Origin of the sequence: Neptunomonas antarctica, assembly GCF_001305295.1 — a bacterium.
Taxonomy (GTDB): Bacteria; Pseudomonadota; Gammaproteobacteria; order Pseudomonadales; family Balneatricaceae; genus Neptunomonas; species Neptunomonas antarctica.
In genome coordinates this window covers 521,286-538,939 of the sequence record NZ_LJSI01000053.1, presented here as the reverse complement: position 1 = coordinate 538,939, position 17,654 = coordinate 521,286, and the positions used below count along the sequence as shown (strand labels likewise).

At 44.4% G+C, this 17,654-nt stretch carries 12 protein-coding genes and 1 pseudogene; 2 read left to right on the top strand and 11 right to left on the bottom strand.

Annotation, left to right across the window (positions count from 1 at the left end):
* Positions 1-2: 2 nt before the first annotated feature.
* Genes parC through Nant_RS17235 form a run of 6 tightly spaced genes read right to left on the bottom strand, consistent with a single transcriptional unit; the run spans position 3 to position 6,774 of the window.
* The gene (gene parC, locus Nant_RS17260; RefSeq protein ID WP_054342879.1) at positions 3-2,273 is read right to left on the bottom strand and encodes a DNA topoisomerase IV subunit A; all 2,271 of its coding nucleotides are present in this window, start codon (positions 2,271-2,273) and stop codon (positions 3-5) included.
* A 22-nt stretch (positions 2,274-2,295) separates the two neighbouring features.
* Entirely contained in the window at positions 2,296-4,188 is a 1,893-nt protein-coding gene (gene parE, locus Nant_RS17255) for a DNA topoisomerase IV subunit B (RefSeq protein ID WP_054342878.1), read from the bottom strand.
* A 17-nt stretch (positions 4,189-4,205) separates the two neighbouring features.
* Positions 4,206-4,832 (bottom strand): YqiA/YcfP family alpha/beta fold hydrolase, encoded by a 627-nt coding sequence (locus tag Nant_RS17250; RefSeq protein ID WP_054342877.1) that lies wholly within the window; start codon positions 4,830-4,832, stop codon positions 4,206-4,208.
* A 59-nt stretch (positions 4,833-4,891) separates the two neighbouring features.
* A complete protein-coding gene (locus Nant_RS17245; RefSeq protein WP_054342876.1) occupies positions 4,892-5,653 on the bottom strand; it encodes a metallophosphoesterase in 762 nt (253 codons plus the stop codon).
* 42 nt (positions 5,654-5,695) lie between these two features.
* Positions 5,696-6,145, bottom strand: a complete 450-nt coding sequence (locus Nant_RS17240) for a DUF1249 domain-containing protein (RefSeq protein ID WP_054342875.1) — start codon at positions 6,143-6,145, stop codon at positions 5,696-5,698.
* Positions 6,142-6,774 (bottom strand): NUDIX domain-containing protein, encoded by a 633-nt coding sequence (locus tag Nant_RS17235; RefSeq protein WP_054342874.1) that lies wholly within the window; start codon positions 6,772-6,774, stop codon positions 6,142-6,144. Before Nant_RS17235 ends, Nant_RS17240 begins: the two co-directional genes overlap by 4 nt.
* A gap of 332 nt (positions 6,775-7,106) precedes the next feature.
* On the opposite strand from Nant_RS17235, the gene Nant_RS17230 reads away from it, so the two are divergent.
* Both Nant_RS17230 and Nant_RS17225 read left to right on the top strand, forming a co-directional pair.
* Positions 7,107-7,604 carry a fasciclin domain-containing protein gene (locus tag Nant_RS17230; protein WP_054342873.1) on the top strand — a complete coding sequence of 166 codons (498 nt, stop codon included), beginning with the start codon at positions 7,107-7,109 and terminating at the stop codon, positions 7,602-7,604.
* A gap of 458 nt (positions 7,605-8,062) precedes the next feature.
* On the top strand, positions 8,063-8,587 hold the full coding sequence (locus Nant_RS17225; protein WP_054342872.1) for a TIGR00645 family protein: 525 nt from the start codon (positions 8,063-8,065) through the stop codon (positions 8,585-8,587).
* Between the two features lie 166 nt (positions 8,588-8,753).
* Here the strand turns inward: Nant_RS17225 and Nant_RS17220 are convergent, their stop codons facing one another.
* The 5 genes and pseudogenes from Nant_RS17220 to Nant_RS17205 form a co-directional block, all read right to left on the bottom strand.
* Entirely contained in the window at positions 8,754-11,393 is a 2,640-nt protein-coding gene (locus Nant_RS17220; protein ID WP_054342871.1) for a tetratricopeptide repeat protein, read from the bottom strand.
* 73 nt (positions 11,394-11,466) lie between these two features.
* Positions 11,467-11,784, bottom strand: coding sequence for a hypothetical protein (locus Nant_RS17215; RefSeq protein WP_054342870.1), 318 nt, complete (start codon positions 11,782-11,784; stop codon positions 11,467-11,469).
* Positions 11,784-12,053: pseudogene (locus tag Nant_RS21615) on the bottom strand (diguanylate cyclase domain-containing protein). Before Nant_RS21615 ends, Nant_RS17215 begins: the two are co-directional and overlap by 1 nt.
* 135 nt (positions 12,054-12,188) lie before the next feature.
* On the bottom strand, positions 12,189-13,988 hold the full coding sequence (locus Nant_RS17210; protein ID WP_054342869.1) for a GGDEF domain-containing protein: 1,800 nt from the start codon (positions 13,986-13,988) through the stop codon (positions 12,189-12,191).
* Between the two features lie 68 nt (positions 13,989-14,056).
* Positions 14,057-17,638, bottom strand: a complete 3,582-nt coding sequence (locus Nant_RS17205) for an ABC transporter substrate binding protein (RefSeq protein WP_162224954.1) — start codon at positions 17,636-17,638, stop codon at positions 14,057-14,059.
* Between the last annotated feature and the right edge of the window lie 16 nt (positions 17,639-17,654).

Genomic DNA, 17,654 nt, shown 5'->3' with positions numbered 1-17,654 from the left:
GATTACGGATCGACTGTTTCAGACTTTTCACTCATCACTTCTAATCGATCAACCCGCTGATATCCACGCGGTAGTTTATTACCACGTCGACCGCGCTCACCCCGATAATGATCAAGATCAGCCGGCTTTAACTTAAGATGCTGGCGACCCGCATGCACTTGCAGAGTAGCTCCTGGCATCAGCACAACTATATCGCACACGACTTCCTCACGCGTTGCTGCACGCACCGAAGGAATGTTAATGATTTTATTACCTTTGCCCCGCGCCAACGCAGGTAATTCAGCAACAGGGAACACCAGCAAACGCCCTTCACTGGTAATGGCTGCCAACAGCGCATTCTCCATGTCTTCAATCTTGATTGGCTCAAGTACCTGAGCATTTTTTGGCAAGGTTAATGCAGCTTTACCATTCTTAGTTTTGCTGGAAAGGTCCGCAATAGAGGTGACGAATCCATAGCCTGCATCCGAAGCCAACAATATTTTGTCGCTATCTTTGCCTGAGACAGCCGCATCAATAGTTGCACCTTTAGGCATAGTAATACGACCGGTAATCGGCTCACCCTGGCCTCTCGCTGTTGGCAACGTATGTGGTTCGACCGTATAACTGCGGCCCGTCGAATCTAATAGAATCAGCGGTTGATTCATACGCCCGGCGCACGCCAGTTTGAATCCATCACCTGTTTTGTAACTCAGACCCGCACCATCAATATCATGACCCTTAGCCGCACGAATCCAACCTTGCTTGGAAACAACCGAGGTAACCGGATCCGAGGACAATAAATCTTTTTCGCTAAACGCCTGCGCTTCCTGACGCTCTACAATCGGCGAGCGACGTGCATCGCCATACGTTTCCATATCGTCTTTAAGTTCTTTTTTAATCAGAGTACGCATACGCTGATCTGAACCTAATATTTGCTCCAGACGCTTACGTTCAGCCTCTAATTCATCTTGTTCAGATTGAATTTTAAATTCTTCGAGCTTGGCCAAATGCCGCAGTTTAAGATCAAGAATGGCATCCGCCTGAGTCTCACTCAGGCTAAACCGCTTCATCAATTCCTGCTTAGGCTCGTCTTCATAACGAATAATCGCGATGACCTCATCAATATTGAGGTAGGCGATCATCAGAGCTTCAAGGATATGCAAGCGATCCAGCACTTTCGCCAAGCGGTGTTCAAGGCGACTACGTACCACGCCTGTCCGCCAGCCAAGCCACTCGGTCAGAATTGTACGCAGGTTTTTTACATGCGGACGACCATCCACACCTATCATGTTCATATTCACGCGATAGGTCTTTTCCAGATCGGTGGACGCGAACAGATGCGCCATTAACTGATCTACATCGATACGGTTGGAACGCGGCATAATCACCAACCGCGTAGGATTTTCATGATCAGACTCATCCCGCAGATCAGCTACCATCGGCAACTTTTTCTGTTGCATCTGTTGTGCAATTTGCTCGAGAATTTTGTCACCCGACACCTGATACGGTAGCGCAGTGATAATGATATCGCCTTGTTCCATCGTATAGATAGCGCGCATCCGCACCGAACCCTTACCGGTTTCGTAGAGTTTCAGCAGGTCTGCACGCGACGATATAATTTCAGCATCGGTAGGCATGTCTGGTGCAGGAATAAAGGTACAGAGCTCAGCAATATCCGCTTTCGGGTTGTCCAGCAAATGAATACAGGCCGAGGTTACTTCGCGCAGATTGTGCGGTGGAATATCCGTCGCCATTCCGACCGCAATACCGCTCCCGCCGTTAAGCAGAATATTAGGCAAACGCGCCGGTAATACGGTTGGCTCAACCATGGTTCCATCAAAGTTAGGCAGCCAGTCTACAGTTCCCTGATTAACCTCTTGGAGTAACACTTCTGCATACTTAGCCAACTTTGCTTCGGTATAACGCATCGCCGCAAAAGATTTGGGATCATCTTGCGAACCCCAGTTCCCCTGACCATCAATCAATGGGTAGCGATAACTGAATGGCTGCGCCATCAGCACCATCGCTTCATAGCAGGCACTGTCACCATGCGGGTGGTATTTACCCAATACGTCACCGACGGTACGGGCAGATTTTTTGTGCTTGGCACTGGCTTTCAATCCCAGCTCGGACATCGCGTAAATAATACGGCGCTGTACGGGCTTCATGCCATCGCCTATATGCGGTAAAGCACGATCCAGAATGACGTACATGGAATAATCCAGATAAGCCTTTTCGGTAAAATCCTTGAGGGGTATACGCTCAATGTTCTCGTCTATTACTACTTCGCTCATATCTTAATATCCATCAAACTGACTACACTCGAGCCAGGTTCCCCTTACTTTCTAACCAGCTTTTACGATCAGCGGCACGCTTTTTCGCCAAGAGCATATCCAGCATCTCGTGCGTATTATCTTCAGCATCAATGGTCAACTGCACCAGGCGGCGAGTATCCGGATCCATCGTCGTTTCGCGGAGTTGCAGAGGGTTCATCTCACCCAGACCTTTGAATCGCTGGACATTAATTTTTACATTTTTTCGCTCGGCCCGAATGCGCTCAACGATGCCATTTTTCTCCGCATCATCGAGCGCGTAAAACACATCTTTTGCCGCATCAATACGATACAGCGGCGGCATCGCCACATAGATATGCCCGGCGTCCACCAGCGGTTTAAAATGACGCAGAAACAGTGCACAGATAAGCGTAGCGATATGCGCTCCATCGGAGTCGGCATCGGCCAGCACACAGACTTTACCGTAGCGCAGACCTTCCAGATTATCGGAACCCGGATCAACACCCACCGCCACTGAAATATCGTGTATCTCTTGTGATGACAGTATCTCGCCAGAGTCGACTTCCCAGGTATTCAGGATCTTGCCTCGCAGCGGCATGATGGCCTGAAACTGACGATCACGCGCCTGCTTGGCAGAACCTCCCGCCGAATCCCCTTCCACCAGAAACAGCTCGGAACGCATGGTTTCTGAACCCGCACAATCGGCCAGTTTCCCAGGCAGTGCCGGCCCTTGCGTGATCTTTTTACGCACTACTTTTTTACTGGAACGTAACCGCTTCTGGGCATTCGCTATGATACTTTCCGCGAGCTTCTCACCCTCTTCAACATGGCTATTAAGCCACAATGAAAACGCATCTTTTACGGAGCCTGAAATAAAGGCGGCAATATAACGCGAGGAAAGACGTTCTTTAGTTTGCCCGGAAAACTGTGGATCGCGCATTTTAGCGGACAGGATATAGGCGCAGCGCTCCCAGATATCATCACCGGTCAACTTTACACCGCGTGGCAGTATGTTGCGGATTTCACAAAACTCGCGCATCGCTTCCAATAATCCGGTGCGAAAACCGTTTACATGAGTTCCACCCTGAACCGTCGGGATCAGATTCACAAAACTTTCACAGGTCAAATCACCGCCTTCCGGCAGCCATTGAACCGCCCATTCAACCGCATCTGTCTCGCCTTGCAGAAAGCCGATAAATGGCTCTTCAGGTAAAGTGTCGTATACCTGTGTGGTACCGCGTAAATACGCACTTAAACCATCTTCGTAATACCATTCTTCTTTTTCATTTTTTCCGCTGCTCTGGTCAGTGAAAGTCACCTTCAAACCAGGACAAAGCACCGCCTTAGCACGTAAATTATGTTTCAGATGAGACACACTGTATTTAGGCGTATCAAAATATTGCGGGTCAGCCAAAAAGCGAACCGTCGTTCCCGTATTACGCTTGCCACAGGTATCAATGACTTCAAGCTCGGAGACTTTATAACCATCGGCAAAACCAATCTTATAGACCTGCCCATCACGTTTAATCTGCACTTCAAGCAATTTCGACAATGCATTAACGACAGAGACACCGACACCATGAAGGCCGCCGGAATAACTGTAATTATCATTATTAAATTTCCCACCCGCATGCAGACGCGTCAAAATCAATTCAACACCGCTGACACCCTCTTCAGGATGCAGATCGACAGGCATTCCTCGTCCATCATCACTAACAGAGACCGCGCCGTCTTTATGCAATATCACATCGATTTGTTTTGCATGGCCTGCTAAGGCTTCATCAACTGAGTTATCAATAACCTCCTGCGCCAGATGATTAGGCCGATCAGTTTCGGTATACATGCCCGGACGCCGCCTAACGGGATCCAAACCACTTAAGACTTCTATCGAATCAGCTGTATATTGCGTCGACATCGATTTCTTTTTTCCTGTTACTCAGTAAAAGAGGGTAAAGGGGTGGCTTCGGGTAATTCTGCCTGCCCCCGAGAAAAACTGATGATTGCCGGTATCAGTTTTTCAAATTGATCAAAACCATGACTGCCACCTGATTGAACGAACATCTCCGAGTGTTTAAAAAACTCAACAGCTTCGCGATAATCCAGCACTTCATCTGCCGTCTGTACCAGCAACAAATAACGCGCCGGATCATTAATCGATTTAATCGCAACAGCCTGCAGTTGTTGCAGATGTTCACGGGTCAGGGTGTAGCTTTCATGCGTATAGATGTTTTGGTTATCGCCAAGCCAACCCGATAACAATAGATACGGATACATAGCAGGGTTAACTAAAACGGCCCGGCAATGTTCATAGTGCTCGGTTAACCACAGACTATAATAGCCGCCTAATGAACTGCCCACGAGTACGATGGGCCGCCCGGTATGCTCCTGAACTAACACCTCCAACTGCTGCATTGCTTCGCCAGGCCAGTGAGATAGGTGTGGGACGACATAATCGCCTTTATCAGCATGCATGGCGAGGTATTCGCCTAACAAGCGGGCTTTTATAGAATCGGGAGAGCTATTGAAGCCATGCACGTAAATAAAAAGCGGCGATAACATACTGGCTATCCTTACAGTGTTTGCAAGAAAGATACCGAAGGTTAAGCCACGATACAAGGTCAGAAGGTTACTCGCTTAACCTCTGTACTAAATCGACCATCATCAAACAGGTCAATCACGCGGTATCCCGGTAATGACAGATAAGGATCAGATTCCAGTTCAGGCGCAGCGGTTCCTACGGCAAACTGTGGTGCTGTTGCCGGTGTGGCCAGCACAGTCACATCGTTATGTTGCAATTGATGATCCTGATGCAGATGCCCGCAGAGCAGTAATTTAAGCGTTTCGTACCCGCCAACTTGCGACAAGAAAGACTGAGCATTGCCCAGCATGATCTGATCCTGCCACAGGCTACCCACCGCGAGCGGAGGGTGATGTAACACCAACAACAGATATTTCCCAACGTGTTCGGCTGCTACTTTATTCAACCAGCTTAACTCATCAGCAGACAATGAACCTTTACCTTTACCATCAGCCTCAGCGGTCGAGTCCAGCAAGATGATACACCAACTCCCCTGGCAAATTACCTTCCCGGATAACTCAGTGTATTCCTGCATCGTAGCCGCAACATCATGATTACCCGGTATCCAACGCACTTTTTTGGCCATGCCTTGGGTATATGTCTGCAGCCGCTTATAGGCAGATTCATAACCGTGATGGGCAAGGTCACCTGTCAAAAGCAGCACATCAGGAAACGGATGATCCTTACGGATATGCGTGAGTGTCGCTAATAATCGCTGCTCAGGATTCTCTCCTTTGAAGTCGTGATCAGCACTCGCCTGCAAATGGCAGTCCGTCACCTGGATAATCCGTATTTTATTCATCAGGCTTACTCATCAGACTCATTCACAGGCTATGCATCAAACTTATGCATCAACGCTAAACACGGGTTCAATCAGCTGCCCATATTGCTGACAATGGCTTAGCCACTCACCCAGATATTCGTTCAACTGAACTTTTTCATCGGGCTGATGCATTTCACGATTAGGATAGGGATAAACCCCTGATAACTGACGACGGCGCTTTAAGCAGATAACTTCAGCCATATTAGCATCATGGTAAAGCCTGACCACTAAGGCAGGTGAATCCAACCAAGACGAGCCACTCTGTTCTTGCTGTGAAATTTGCAAGGTCGTGGTATAGACAAACCGCTCTTCGACTTTAATCCGGATCTGCGCCTGATGCTCACCCCATACCAGTTGGAATTCGCGCACATCACATCCCTCCAAGTCAGGCATGAGTTTATTCAAACGCGCATAGTTGACTTCACACACAGCCATTTGACGCGTTAAATCAGGTACATACTTACGTTTCATTCGGCGTTCGTACTCCACTTCTCTTTAATTATGGATCGGTTAAGCTGCAACCATTGTAAAGCGATAATACCGGCGGCGTTATCCACATCACCGGTTTTTATCATGGCTATTGCCGTGTCTACCGGAAAAAGGTGAACCTTAATGTTTTCCCCTTCGCCTTCCAACCCATGTATACCGCCAAGACCTTCGCTATCCACACAACCACAATAGAGATCGATATACTCACGCGCACCACCCGGGCTGGGTGTAAAGCGGCTGATATGCTCTAAATGCAGTATCTTCGCACCCGCTTCCTCTATACTTTCACGACGCGCCACTTCTTCTATCGTCTCACCCGGCTCCACTAGCCCCGCCACCAACTCAAGTAACCAAGGGCTGCGCGGATGATCGATCGCACCTATACGGAATTGCTCGATCAACACAACGGTTTCCCTTACAGGATCATAAAGAAGCACACACACTGCATCAGGACGCCAAAATAAATCTCGCTTCAAACTGACCGTGCCACCGTCAAAGCGTTGATGCTGTAACCGCACTTCCCGCATCTGATAAAAACTATCACAAATAATAGTGTCATCTTCTATCGTAAAGTCTGCTACACAAAACTCCGGGTTCCAGTACTTACTCATCGATGATTCTCCATTAGTTAAAAATAGAACCTGAGGCGGTAGTGCATTGCTTCTATTATTAAGAGGAATGACAACAAGGACATAATCTTATACGCCAGTATAGTCTGATTAGTGCCGGACGCCAAAATCAGGCGGCAGGCCCCGTTTTTTTGAAAAGAAGCACCTGTATTTTCTTGCTGCGATACGTCTGACGCGAACGAAGGTAATGAACCCTCCCAATAAATATAAAACTCACCTATCCACGTTGATCTATTTATCAAGATTCTTCGTAAAGGTATTGGACAAAGCAAACAACAAACAAACAAACAAACAAACTTTAAAAGGAAATGATAATGTTTAAAAAATTAACCGCTATATTAGCTGTTGTAGTCGCAAGCTTAGCTTTTACGCCCATTTCTTATGCAGACAGCCATGGTATGAAAAAAGATATTGTGGATGTGGCTGCAGAAAACGGTTCGTTTAATACGCTTGTCGCCGCTATCAAGGCAGCAGAACTCGTTGAAACCTTGAAAGGTGATGGTCCATTTACTGTATTTGCGCCAACAGACGAGGCTTTTGCGAAGCTTCCTGACGGCACCTTGGACATGCTACTAAAGCCTGAAAACAAAGCCAAACTTGTTGCTGTACTCACATACCACGTAGTACCTGGCAAAGTTAACGCTGCAGATGTCGTAAAATTAGATAGCGCAGATACTGTACAGGGTCAAAAGCTAATGATTAAGACCGCTGATGGTAGTGTAATGATCGACAATGCCAACGTGGTTATGACTGATGTGGAAGCGAGTAACGGTGTTATACATGTTATCGACGCGGTGCTTTTACCGAAATAGGTAACGACATAGATAACGACATAATAGGACGCGGTTTTTCTAAACCGCGTCCTTTTTTATTTCAAACGTTAAGCGACTGCGGATTGCTGGGACGATAAATACCCTGATATCAGCTGTTTATGATTCACTACACCGGCAGAACCTGAATGCTTTGTTCAACTCCCTACAGGGCATCCCTAACCCGGTCTATAGTAAAAAATCAATGATGGGCAACAATATAGCCTAACTCTTTGAATATTATACAATGACACTAAACGAGCAGATAACTCTCTGCGACAAATACTACTGAACCATTTCTATTGCATACAGAATTAGCCTTGTAATTAATCCTCGATTTCAGATAATAAGTGCCTATATTTATGATGAAGCCTGTAAAATGAACTGCGTCATATGACGATAATATTATATTTATTAATCAACCAATCAGCAGTATTAAGTGCTTTATAACCGAGAAATACATGTCAAACAAACTTGAAGTCGCACTAGAAACAACCATATTCAAAAGTCGTTGGTTATTAGCTCCCTTTTACGTTGGATTAGTGCTTAGCATTGTATTGCTGTTTGTAAAATTTGTTCAAGAATTTTGGCATATCGCCAGTCATGTTGTCTCTATGTCGGAAAGTGACGTCGTGATTGGCATTCTGGCGTTAGTTGATTTGTCACTTGTCGGTAGCTTATTACTGATGATTATTTTTAGCGGATACGAAATTTTCATATCAAAAATTAATTTGGATAATCATGAAGACCGACCTGATTGGATGGGAAAGGTCAACTTTTCAGGACTCAAACTAAAAGTCATTGGAGCGATTGTTGCGATCTCCGCCATTGACCTGTTAAAAACTTTTATGAATATTCCCGTAAGCCTTACGGATGAACAAACAAATGTGATTATGTGGAAAGTAATCATCCATTTAACATTTGTTTTTTCAGGACTGATCTTCGCTTACATGGATAAAGTAGCTGGAGATACTAAGCACCATTAATCGTGGATGATCCTTTCAAAGCACTTGTTCAATGAGAGCTTGAGGAGGCAGTTCCCTTGGGCTACTCGTAACGATTAATTGGAGACCCATCTTAATAAATAATACTAGTAAAATTGAACATCATTCGGTTGTTTTGGGTATCCTATCGATTCCCTTTGCTTCTTTCCTAAAAGCAGCCAGGCCCTTCTTCTTTGACGCAAGTTAATCTTTTGTGCTCACGATAGAGCTTCAATCGATAGTCTTGTATAGGGTGTGAAAAGTTACTTCGTGCGGACATAGCAATTGCAGTGGCTTGTTCTGCTATAGCATCTTGGAACTGTCCTTTAGCGGCGTAAGCAGCAGCTAATAATTCGTGAAAATATGCTTTATCTTGAATTTCAATGGCAGTTTTAGCATGCTCGAATGCTTTATCTGCATTGCGGGTGGCTGGTTCAGTCGCCCAAATTCTCGCTAAATTCCCATGGGCTTCAGCAATGCCTTTATCTGCGGCCAGTTGATAAAAATTGATGGCATTAGGTAAGTCTCGCTTGGTACCACGACCTTTCTCTATAAGTATGCCAAGGTTGTTCCATGAGCGCGGATACTGTTTGGCCGACGCTTTGTTGTACCAAGTAATGGCTTGTGCATAATCTTGTTTTACACCATATCCATATTGATAGAGGGTGCCGAGGGCAAAGATTGATTCAGTATCATCTTGAGCGGCCGCCTTTTGATATAAATTAAAAGCTTTTTTGTAATCCTGAGCCACTCCATCTCCATATTGGTAAATGCTGCCTAAGATTCCTTGAGCGCGCGGGATTCCTGATGCTGCCGCCTGTTTAAAGTAGTTGAGCGCTTTTGTTTTATTTATAGCTATGCGACGTATACCTTTGATACGACCACTGTAATAGGTCATCCCTGCTTTTAGTAAACCGTTACTATTGCCTTGCTGTGCTGCCATTTCATAATACGATATAGCCTTTTGGATATCGGCTTTAAGAGCGACAGCATTGTTGCCGGAGGAAAGTCCGTTGGTATGAAGGTCACCTAATTTAAGCGTTGCAAGTGCAAAATTTTCTGCAGATGCTTTAGTCAGATATTCCAACGCATCACGATGATTTCTCAACTTAAGTAAAATAAGGGCGCTGGCATATTGAGCATGATTGTGGCCCTGGTTTGCGGCTTTTTGGTACCAGAATAGTGCACGACTATTGTGTTTATCTGACTGCTGTTCTCTGCCGTTTTCATACAGTGAGCCAAGTAAAAACTGAAGCCTTGGGTTACCTGACTCAGCGCCTTCCAGCAGCCATTTTTGGTAGGTATCATTTTTATCTACCGTTGCTGGGTTGTTGTAATAAACTTCGGAATGAAGGTCGCGTGCAGCAATATCATCAAGCTTGGCGCCTTTTCTGAGCCACGATAATGTTTCAATACGGCTGGCTTCAACGCCCTGGCCTTGGTAATACATAAACCCGAGTGCGTACATGGCTCTCGCATAATTGCCTGCAGCTGCTTTTTTGTAATTGCTTAAGGCGCGCGTATAATTAAGAGGGGTTCCACGAGCATAATAATAGGTATTGCCTAGATAATATTGCGCTTCCGAGTCACCCTTGTTTGCTGCTTGGATTATTAATGTTAAGCCCTTTTTTTGGTCTTTTTCTATACCTAAACCATTTTGGTACATAAGGCCTAGTCTTCCCATAGCTATGACGCTACCGAGCTCTATCGCCTGTTCGAATAAAACTTTGGCCTGTTGCTCATCCTTTTTTCCTAAATATCCATACAAGTAGTAATAGCCTAGTGATGCTAATACGGCAGGATGTGGAGCAGATTGCTCTAGTATTTTTTGGGCCTTAGCGAGGTTTTTTTCTACCCCAGTACCAGATAAATAGTGGCTGGCCAAGAGGATATGAGCGAGAGGATCTCCGGCTGCAACTAATCTCTTACTAATTGCGAGTGAGCCTTCATCACTTCCCTTAGGTAAATAAATGTGATGTTGAAAATAGGCCCTAGCTAATGCGTATTGGACAGCGAAAGGCGCTGTATTAAGACTTTCTCGCCGACAAAAAGCCATTGCTTCGGGTTTGATTTGACTTATCGATCTAACACCTTTGGCATTGGGTGCAGGGAGTGCTTGCACATCAGTGTCATCAGGATGGCCTGCAGCGATCAAACACAATTGATCGTAAATGTGTTGCTTAGCTGTGTTAATTATTGGTTGTGATTCGATAATTTGAAAACTGGATTGTCTATCACCATCGGCTAAGGTTTTCTCTGAAATACTATCCGAAACCCAATCACTGCCTTTTAGTTCGAGCCAATATTGGGCATATTCGATTAGGCTTTCCTTGGAGTCTACCGTGACACTTCGCTTCCCGTCGCTGAATTTTAAGCCAGACTTTTTTGCGATTTGTAACTGTTGATTATTAAGTTTCATCATTGAAATCTGCAGGCGCCTTTCTTTTTTATGCGCAAGCCAATACGAATATATGTTTTCACCGTTATAAACCTGAGTGTTTTGTATCAGGAAATAATTCGAGTAAGAAGGAATCTTTTTGAAAACCAGCGAACCTTGGTATAAATCGATGATAGAGCGATCTTCGGTAGCAGCAATAAGTGCGTCATGAAACTGATGTGTATTACCTTTACGGCTTAGAAGAAGCAATCCCATCATACTAACTTCGTTGGATGTGTTTTTCAGCGCGTAGGTGTTGCTGCTGACTCCTAGATCATCACCATCGGTGAAAAGCGGTGTTTTCGATCCAACAAAACAACCAGAAAGTATGGTGGTGAAAGCAATCAACATGATGAAAAAAAGCGATTTCATAAAGCCCCCCTTATTTGAACTATAGAGGTTGGAATCTGCAGGATCAGTTAAAAGTTAATGAAGTACAAGTAAATCAGCCTAAATTACCGAAAATTAGATGGATAGATGTTGCTGCAGCATATTTAGTAACGAGCAAAAATACTCTAAATTTGGTTGCAGCACTCGCCGCGTAACTGTAAGCACCTAAAGGTTGACCCGCACGGTCGACTTGCATTTGATAGTGTAATTGGAATTGCTGCTGTTCAATGGCTGTGCGTAGCAAATTTTCAAGGTGAACACGGGCAATGATAGCCTTCTGCTTCATTTGGTCAAAAAAACGCAGGGTATTGCCGCCTTCGACCTTGGATGCATACATGGCAATATCCGCCTGTTTTAACAATTCCTCTGGCATCAGTTCATGGCCAAGGTAGCGCCTATGCTAGAGAAATTATAGTAAACATGTGCGCTCAGATTTTCTAATAGCACGACAAACTCATCACCCCCAAAACGGGCTACGGCATCGCCTTCTCGGAGGCATGCAGTCAGGCGTCCTGTCACTTGTTACAACAGCAAATCACCCATAGCATGTCCCAATGTGTCATTCAGATTTTTGAACTTATCCAAATCAAGAAACAGTATTGCACGAACCTGCCTTGCTACCGAACCACCCCCCCCTATCAAAAAACAGCCTTTCGGCTGCTTTTATCTTCTTATTTCATTCTAAATAAGACAGCATTCATCTTTCATGAGAGTTGACCGGTTGCCTATTAAACAACAGAAAACCAGAGCCGAATATTATGAAAGTAATAATGGATCTCAGATTTTACAGTTAGCGCGAAACAGCCTTATTTTGCGTCGTCGGGAGAGGAAGAGCGCATTACCACCCATGTTTTTTGCAGCCTTCTTAGCCTCTGCCGCCAGTTCTGACACCTCAAGATGACTCTCACAAGCCAGCGAATCCGGATTAACCACACCAACAGCCAAACTAATAATATTATGAAAAACTCTTTCTTGAGAACGGGTCACCCCCCATAAACCACCTTCTTCACGTTCTTTTGGGGCATACAGATCTTTTGCTTTCTTAGCGAAATCTTTCAAAATAGCCTGGCAACTTTCTTCCCACTGGGCAGAGCCAAAGACAACCACAAAATCATCACCGCCGATATGCCCGATAAAATTATCGGCATGGGTAGCATGCTGTTTAATTAAACGCCCTAACAACTGTATAACCTGATCGCCTTGAGCATAGCCATAGTAATCATTGAACGGTTTAAAGTCGTTGAGATCGAAATACGCTACTCTGAAGTTCCGCGCCTGTTTCAGACAACGATTCACTTCTATATTAATAGGTACATTACCCGGTAGCAGCGTCAGCGGATTAGCATAGGTTGCATTCTGTATTTTCAGTTCGGTTATTCTTTTCAGTAAGTCCCGTAAACGCCCCATCCCCAGATAACAACCTTCCTGAACAATAATAATTTCATTATGGATATTATCGGAATCCTGCGTCGTAAGTAGGCGTGACACTTTTGATAAGCTCACATCACTCTCGACGACCAATATCTCTTTTTTTAATAACCGTGAAACTGTTTTGTGCTCGTCAAGCGCCCTGCCGTATTGGGTGGAAAATAACTCCAGCAGATCATTTCGTCTAACCACCCCGACAGGCATACCATTAGCTAATACAGGAATGGTATGTAGGCCCGGCTTTTCTTTAAAAATCTTGTGCAACTCTTTCAATTGGACATCTTCATTAACAGCAAGCACCGGCTGAGATAATGAAATCACCGTTTCTTCTGCATCAAGCCGAGATTTCTGCTCACTACGCAGCGCTTTATTGACCAGCAATTTATTATGAAATTGATCTGGTACTTGCACAGGATAACCCAACAAGTATCCCTGCCCGAGTGTCACGCCCAGCGCCATCAACATGTCCAACTCAGATTGAGTCTCTATCCCTTCAGCAATAATTTTGCATTGAAGGGTGTTAGCGATAGCAATAATAGAGCGAACGAACTCACGCTTTACCGCATCTTTATCGACGCCACTAATAAAATGCTTATCAATTTTAACGTACTCAGGCTGCAGTTCTGACCATAAGCGTAATCCGGAATAACCCACACCCAGATCATCAATAGCAATTTCAAAACCCATACGCCGGTAATATTCGACAGAGGCACGAGACAGACCAAAATGATCATAGGGATGCTGCTCTGAAAGCTCAATAATGATTCGATCCCGGGGTATGTCCATCGCTTCTAACAACGCCAGCGTCATTCCCTTTTGATGATCAACAGAACTCAGCAACGACGCTGATATATTAAGAAACAGCTTGCCAGGCAGTGCCAATTCGGAAAAACGCTGTAATGATTTGCCGCGACAAAGCAACTCAAGTTCATGCAATCGTCCGGAGGCAACGGCCGTCTGAAATAGCTGATCCGGGGAGAACAATGCACTGCCTTCCGGACCGCGAGACAGGGCTTCATGACCAATCGCATCGCCCGTCATCAGGTCAAATATTGGTTGAAAATAGGCCGTTATTGCACCGTTCTTAATAATATAACTCAGCGACTGCTCATCTTCAGAGAATGGCAGCGGTATTACAGCAGATTGCATATTGATTACCGTGATAACAAAAATACCAATGTGTAATCATATGAAAGTTTAATGACAAACAGATTAAATCAGTCGCTGCTAGAATCCATTTCAACATCAATATATTTCATTATTTCTTCGAGCGAGGCAGGTCTTGCTAGCAAATAACCTTGCCCCATTTCACAATTATTTTCCCTTAAAAAAGCCATCTGTTCGTGCGTTTCAATGCCTTCTGCAATCACCTTCAATCCCAATTTATGCGCCATTGCTATAACAGCCGATGTGATTTCCATATCATTTTTATCATGCGGGATGTCACGGACAAAAGAAGCGTCTACTTTAAGATGATCAAAAGGTAAACGTTTTAAATAACTCAAGGAAGAATAACCTGTTCCGAAATCATCGATCGCCAATGATACGCCCAGATGTTTTAACTGATGCAAGGTATCCACTACCACATCAACATCTTCTATTATCATGGATTCTGTAATTTCCAACTCAAGCATCGACGCTGGAAAGTTATGCAATGTTAACGCTGCTGTGATTTTATTCAGTAACTCCGGATCGAAAAACTGTCGCATTGAAAGGTTCACCGCGATACGAATAGCGTGTCCGGCATCGATTAATTGACGCCCTTGACGACAGGATTCATTCAATACCCATTCCCCCAACTCAACAATCAATCCCAACTCTTCCGCAATCGGGATAAATTCCGCAGGAGAAACCCGACCTCTTTGAGGGTGATCCCAACGCACTAACGCCTCCAAGCAGACAGGTAACAACTCACTCATAATTGTCCACTGAGGCTGATAATGAACACAAAACTCTTTATTTTTCAGCGCACTACGCAACTGCTGCTCCATATTTGCGCGATTAATGACCTCTATGTTCATTTCTTGGGTGAACAATTGAAAGTTGTTGCGCCCTTTACTTTTCGCCCGATACATAGCCAGGTCAGCATTTTTCATCAACACCGCCCAATCATCTCCATCAGACGGAGCCATCGTAATACCCATACTCACAGTCGCTTTTATATCACTCCCCCCTAAAGAAATAGGCATATTGATCGACTTCAGCAATTTTTGGGCAACCGTTCCTACTTCAGCAGGACCACTGACGTTAGGTAAGAGCACGATAAATTCATCTCCTCCTAAGCGAGCGATCAAATCCGAGTTTCTTAAGGTACTCCGTAATCGATCTGCTATCGCCATCAACAGACCATCACCTGCATCATGTCCTAAGGTGTCATTAATCTGTTTGAAATTATCCAAATCCAGATAAAACAAGGCAAATATTGTTGAGTTCCTCTTTGCTTTTTTTAACTCAACCTCAAGCTGCTCTTTAAATAATCGTCGATTTCCTAAACGGGTCAATGGATCATAAAAAGCCAGCTGTTCAATCTGCTTCTGGGTCTGCTTCTTCGCTGATATATCTTCACTCACACCGATATAATGCGTAATTTTTTTTGATTCATCCAGAATGGGAGAGATTGATAACATCGACCAGTAGGACTGACCCGCTTTTGTTCTGTTAAGAACTTCACCATGCCAGTCGTTTCCTGCCTGAATTACCGCCCACATCTCTTTGTAAAATTCAGGGTCGGTTTCGCCGGCATTTAAAATAGCGGGAGTAAGGCCCCTTATTTCATTAAGAAAATAACCGCTGACCTCTGTAAACTCTTCGTTTACATATTCAATTTTTCCTGTTTCATCGGTAATTAGCACCATCGTTGGACTCTGTTCCAACGCCCTCGATATTTTTTGCAAATCCCCTTCAACGTGCTTTCGCTCAAGCACCAGACTCACTAATTGAGACGCCTGTTCCATCATGGCTATATGATCAACACTAGGTTCATGCAGATGCCGGTAGTAAATAGCAAATGTTCCCAGAACCTCATCACCAGATCCAATAATCGGCTGCGACCAACAGGAAGCAAGCCCGGCCTTTAAAGCCAGTTCTTTGAAATCAACCCAATAGGGGTGGTTCTGAATATCACCAACAACAACCAACTTGCCTATTGCCGCCGCCGTGCCACATGAGCCAACACCTTTTCCAATCGCTATACCATTAATGGCCTCAATATAAAATTCAGGCAAACTAGGTGCCGCTCCATGTACAAGATGCTTTTTATCTTTAGCCATTAATAATATTGAGCACAAACTATTAGCGTAAACCCCTTCGATACCTTTCACTATTTCATTGAGAATATTATTCAGTGGCACACCACGAATAAGCATATCTAAAACACGTGTATTCTGTTTCAGTAATGCATTTTCAAAATATCTTCGGGTAATATTGCGATTCACCGCCAATAGTCCAATCACCTTACCATCTGGATTTTTCAACGGTGTTTTTATACACTCGATCAACTGATCGACACCCTCACGCCTGGGAACCCAGATTTCTTTAGTATTAACCTGACCTTTTAAGAAGACCTGTGCATCTTGTTCATTGGTTAGATTTATATTGATATCAGCAAAAAAATCTTCCACACGCCGCCCTAATATTTCCTCTCGCGGGCGGCCTACAAATTCAGTAAACGATTGATTAAAATCAATATAAGAACCATCCAGGCCTTTAGCATAAATATGGTCTGGATTAGAATCCATTAACGCTCGCAACAACAAGGATTTATCTATGACGTGATCAAGTTCATCATTTAAAGACACTAATTCCTGTTTTTTAGTCAACCACTGGTAAACAAAAAAGCCTAAGCCAGTCAACAGTATAATAAGAGAGATAATAAGATAAACTAAACGTTCTCCTACAGGCTCAGGATCAAGAATAACGCTATTTTCAGGAACCAAAGCTTGGTCAATCTCAAAGTGTTGCATAGCCCGCCCATTAAAAACAGGCTCGGTGGGGCTGTCTATAATGATCGGTAATTCGCTTACTGGCCGGCCTTTAAGAATGTCTAAAAGATACTCAGCGGCTACTTGTCCTTGCAGCGTAGAGGTTGCGACATAACCACCCAGCAGCCCTTCAGCAATAGCGGTATCCCACGCTGAATAGATAGGAACAGCCGTTCTCTCAAGAAGAATCCCAACACTCTCCTTCAAGCTAATTGAAAGACCCGTGTTATCACTGTGTAGAGGTAAACGAAAGACGACTGAACCAGGCTCCAGCTCAGTAAGTAACTGCTTTAACTCAGACCATGTCCAATCACTGATAGATTTTATAGAAAAACGAGAGGCGTACTTTTCTGCCGCTTGTGAAAAAATCGCCTGTTCTGCAAGCCCTGATGTTGTGGAATCACTTAACAATACTATTTCTTTTACGTCTGGATGAAGCGTCAAAATTAACTGGAAATTAGCGTCAGGCGCTGTTGTTTCAGCAATACCGGTTATCAACGTATCATTTTCAATAATTGTATCTGAATAAAAATTAATACCGACAAATACAACGGGAATACCCGCGAAATGGGATGATCTATACCGCAACAGAAAATTCAACGCGTTATTATCAGTGACGAGGATCGCGTCAATGTGACCCTTATTTTTTACCGCCAACACAGACGCCATTAATGGGAACATGCTATCCACTGAATAGCGCTTTGTATCAAGATACTCCACCTGCAAATCGACCGCTAAACCGGATTCTTCGAGCACCTTACTCAGGCCTTGATAGATGCCATCAGACCAAGGAAAGCCGTGATGATAAGAATTGATCACTAATACCTTACTGCGG